At 65.8% G+C, this 4,213-nt stretch carries 4 protein-coding genes, 1 pseudogene and 1 riboswitch; of the genes and pseudogenes, 3 read left to right on the top strand and 2 right to left on the bottom strand.

Annotated features, from left to right (window positions below; genetic code table 11):
* Together EOA28_RS26815 and EOA28_RS26810 are read left to right on the top strand one after the other, a co-directional pair.
* On the top strand, positions 1-527 hold a 527-nt coding region (locus EOA28_RS26815; RefSeq protein ID WP_128315453.1), incomplete at its 5' end, for a DUF2125 domain-containing protein.
* Between the two features lie 7 nt (positions 528-534).
* Positions 535-1,479 carry a sugar kinase gene (locus tag EOA28_RS26810; protein ID WP_127386216.1) on the top strand — a complete coding sequence of 315 codons (945 nt, stop codon included), beginning with the start codon at positions 535-537 and terminating at the stop codon, positions 1,477-1,479.
* 107 nt (positions 1,480-1,586) lie between these two features.
* On the opposite strand, the gene EOA28_RS26805 is transcribed toward EOA28_RS26810, so the two are convergent.
* Positions 1,587-2,522: a prephenate/arogenate dehydrogenase family protein gene (locus tag EOA28_RS26805; RefSeq protein ID WP_189342200.1), complete on the bottom strand. Its 936-nt coding sequence runs from the start codon at positions 2,520-2,522 to the stop codon at positions 1,587-1,589.
* 6 nt (positions 2,523-2,528) lie between these two features.
* A complete protein-coding gene (gene hisC, locus EOA28_RS26800) occupies positions 2,529-3,632 on the bottom strand; it encodes a histidinol-phosphate transaminase (RefSeq protein WP_127251818.1) in 1,104 nt (367 codons plus the stop codon).
* A gap of 146 nt (positions 3,633-3,778) precedes the next feature.
* Positions 3,779-3,856: riboswitch (SAM riboswitch) on the top strand.
* Positions 3,857-3,952: 96 nt separating this feature from the next.
* Here hisC and metX point away from each other — a divergent pair.
* Positions 3,953-4,213: pseudogene (gene metX / locus EOA28_RS26795) on the top strand (homoserine O-acetyltransferase); the annotation flags it as partial.

The following is a 4,213-nucleotide window of genomic DNA, read 5'->3' as shown; positions in this document are numbered from 1 at the left end:
ACCCGCAGGACGACACGGATCCGATGCAGCTGTTCAGCGCCGGCAAGGCGGCCGGGCAATTGCAGCCGGCCGGCCAGGACATCAACTATGTCGGCAGCTTCGGCGATCTGGAGATCAATGCCGACGCTATCGAGGGACGCGTGCTGCCGGCGCTGGACGGCAGCGGCGACGTGACGCTGAAGAACGGCGTGGCGCTGATCGCGGCCCCCCCGAAAAGCCTGCGCGGCCAGTCGATCGAGATCGCCAGGCTCGACCTGTCGTCGGGTACGGCGCGCATCACCGTATCAGGACCGGTCTCCGTCGATGCGGAAGGACTGGTCGACGGGGACCTGATGATCAAGCTCAGGGACCCGAAAGCGGTGGCGGCCATCCTTGCCGGGGCGGTTCCCGAGCATAAAAGCGAAATCGAGCAGGGTTTTGCCGCCCTGGCCATGCTCGGGAAGGAACCGTCGATGCCGCTGAAGATCGTCAAGGGTAAGGCTTCGCTCGGCTTCATTCCGCTCGGCAAGATCAAGCCGCTCGAGTAACACGATGATGGCGAAGCCGGTCAGACTGCTCAGCGTCGGCGCCTTCACCCTCGACACCATTCTCCGAGTCGAGACGCTGCCCGCGCATCAGGGCAAGTTCATCGCCAGCGACGGCGTCCAGATCGCTTCCGGCATGGCGACGAGCGCCGCCTGCGCCGCGCATCGCCTCGGCGCCGAGGTCTCGCTATGGGCAAGCGCGGGCGACGATCCGGTCGGCGACCAGCTGATTGCCGACATCAAGGCCGAAGGCATCGACTGCAGCCTTATCCGCCGGGTTCCCGGCGCGCGTTCGGCGCTGGCCGCGATCATGGTCGATGCGCATGGCGAGCGCATCATCGCCCCCTTCTACGACAAGAAGGCGCAGGCCGATCCTGAAATGCTGCCGCTCGCCGACCTCTCCGGCTTCGACGCCGTTCTGGTCGATGTCCGCTGGCCGGGCGCCGCGGCGCTCGCCTTGAGCGCGGCCAGATCGATCGGCCGTCCGGCGATCCTGGATGCCGATACAGCACCCGTCGAGGTGCTGGAGCAGCTTCTGCCGTTGGCCTCCCATATCGTCGCATCCGAGCCTGCGGCGCGCATCGTCTGCGGCCATGCGCTCGACCCGGAAAGCGCTTGCGCCGACCTCGGCTCGCGCACCGATGCCTTTGTCGCGGTGACCGGCGGCGCCGCTGGAACCTGGTGGCACGACCGGGCGACCGGACGCGTGCGCCATGTCGAGGCACCGAAGGTCAAGGCGGTGGATACGCTCGCCGCCGGCGACGTTTTCCACGGCGCCTTTGCCGTCGGCCTCGCCGAGGCCATGCCGATGGAAAAGGCCCTGCGCTTCGCCAGCGCCGCAGCCGCGCTCAAATGCCTGCGCTTCGGCGGCAGGCTGGGCGCGCCGGACAGAGCCGAGACGCTCGCCATGATTGCGGCGCACTGGCCGCCAGTCCGAGGAGGCAAAGGGAGCTGAGATCAGGTCAGGCCGAGTCGAGAATGGTGGCTTCCGAGAACCGGAGCGGAGCGTACTGCACCGGAAGCGCAGGAAGCCGGCATTCGCAGGCCGGCCTCACCTGAATATCAGTTCCCTTTGGGATGCTCGACCGCCTGCCGGCCAAAATCCGGCACATCGATATCCTGGCCGGCCTCGATGATCGAGCGGCGGATGGCGCGCGTGCGGGTGAAGAGATCGAACAGCTTCTCGCCGTCGCCCCAGCGGATCGCCCGCTGCAGCGAGGCCAGATCTTCCGAGAAACGCGCCAGCATCTCCAGGATCGCGTCCTTGTTGTGCAGGCACACGTCCCGCCACATCGTCGGATCGGAGGCAGCAAGGCGGGTGAAATCGCGGAAACCGGAGGCGGAATATTTGATGACCTCGCTCTTGGTCACCGCTTCCAGATCGTCCGCCGTGCCGACGATGTTGTAGGCGATGATATGCGGCAGGTGCGACACGATCGCCAAGGTCATGTCGTGATGCTGCGGGTCCATCGTATCGATGTTGGAGCCGCAGCGCCGCCAGAATTCCGAGAGCGTCTCGAGCGCGGCGGGATCGGTGCCCGGCAGCGGCGTGAAGATGCACCAGCGGTTCTCGAAGAGATCGGCAAAGCCCGCATCGGGTCCGGACTTTTCCGTGCCGGCCAGCGGATGTCCGGGAATGAAGTGCACGCCTTCCGGCACGTGCGGCTCGATCTGCGCGATGACGGAAGCCTTGGTCGAGCCGACATCGGTGAGGATGGCGCCCTTCTTCAGCGCCGGCGCGATCTCGGCCGCGACCTCGCCGGACGAGCCGACCGGGACCGAGACGATGATGAGATCGGCATCGCGCACCGCTTCTTTTGCCTCCGTCGTGTAGGAATCGCCAAGGCCCAACTCCTCGGCGCGCTTCAGCGTCGATGCGCTGCGCGTCGCGATGGCGATATGACGCGCCAGGCCTTCACGGCGGATGACGCGGGCGAGCGACGAGCCGATCAGGCCGATGCCGACCAGCGCTATTTTCTCGAACATCGGTGATGCCATGGCGTTCTAGCTTTTCAGGAAGGTCTTGAGCGCATCGATCACGCCGCGGTTGGCTTCCTCGGTGCCGACGCTCATGCGCAGCGCGTTGGGGAAGCCGTAGCCGGTGACGCGGCGCAGGATATAGCCGCGCGCGCTCAGGTAATCGTCCGCGGCCGCAGCCGAATGCTTCTTGTCGTCGGGAAAATGGATCAGCACGAAATTGCCGACGCTGGGCGTGACGCGCAGGCCGAGCCCGGTCAGCTCCGCGCTGAGCCATGTCAGCCATTTCTCGTTATGCGTCACGCTGCGCTCGATATGGGCGCGGTCGCGAATCGAGGCGATGCCGGCCTCTATCGCGGTGGCATTGACGTTGAAGGGGCCGCGAATACGGTTGATGGCATCGACGATATGCGCCGGCCCGTACATCCAGCCCACGCGCGCGCCGCCAAGGCCGAACTTGGAGAAGGTGCGTGTCATCACCACGTTCTCGGCGCTGCCGGCAAGCTCGATGCCGGCTTCGTAGTCGTTGCGCCGCACATATTCGGCGTAAGCCGCATCAAGCACCAGAAGCACGTTCTTCGGCAGGCCGGCATGCAGCCGCCGCACCTCGCTGAACGGCAGGTAGGTGCCGGTCGGATTGTTCGGATTGGCAAGGAACACGATACGCGTCTTGGGCGTAACCGCGGCGAGGATCGCGTCGACATCGGCGCGCTCGTCGGTTTCCTTCACCGCCACCGGCTTGGCGCCCGTCGCCTGGATGTAGATCTTGTAGACCATGAAGGCGTGTTCGGTGAACACGGCCTCGTCGCCCGGCGCGAGATAGGTCTGCGCCAGAAGCCCCAGGATCTCGTCCGAGCCGTTGGAGCAGATGATGTTCGCAGGGTTCAGCCCATGCACCTCGCCGATCGCCTCGCGCAGCCGCCGCGCCGTGCCGTCGGGATAGACGTCGAGCTTCGCCGCCACCTCGCGCGCGGCCTCGATCGCCTTCGGCGAAGGCCCCAGGGGATTTTCGTTCGACGACAGCTTGTAGACTTTCGTCACGCCGGCCGGCGCGGTGCTTTTTCCCGGCACATAGGCCTCGATGTCCATGATGCCCGCGCGGGGCGTCGGACGGGGCTGATCCTGCTTCATGTCACAAATCCGTCGAGAAGGCCTCAAGGCCGCAGCGGAAATACAGGCCACGGGCTGCAATGTCGAGTGCTGGCGCTTGCGGCAGCCCCTGTCGGCATGGAGGCTACCCCCGTTGACGAACAGCGGCTCCGGTCCTAGAAGGTCAGCCAGACTTCCGTGGTGATTTGGCCGGTCGGCTTGCAGCCACGTTAAACAACTCGCTAAAGGGCCGTTTGCAACCTGTAACCGGCTTTGCGACGGCAAGCCGGTTTTTTGTTGTCCGCCGCCGGCCGGACACCGCGTGGTGTCGAGACCGATGCGGGACAGGATCGAGGACGGGCATGGCCGCTCAGCGCGCTGCAAGAACCAACGACGAGGCCGACCATCCGTCGAGCCCGGTGCTGCAGTTCGGCCCCGACAAGCCGCTGAAGCTCGACGCCGGCACGCTGCTCTCGCCTTTCCAGATCGCCTACCAGACCTACGGCAGCTTGAACGACGCGCGCTCCAACGCCATTCTCGTCTGCCATGCCCTGACTGGCGACCAGCACGTCGCCAACACCAATCCGGTGACCGGCAAGCCGGGCTGGTGGGAAGTGCTGATC

The organism is Mesorhizobium sp. M2A.F.Ca.ET.067.02.1.1 (genome assembly GCF_004023285.1).
GTDB lineage: Bacteria > Pseudomonadota > Alphaproteobacteria > Rhizobiales > Rhizobiaceae > Mesorhizobium.
The sequence above is the reverse complement of the archived record's forward strand: the minus strand, read 5'-3'. Positions and strand labels throughout refer to the sequence as shown.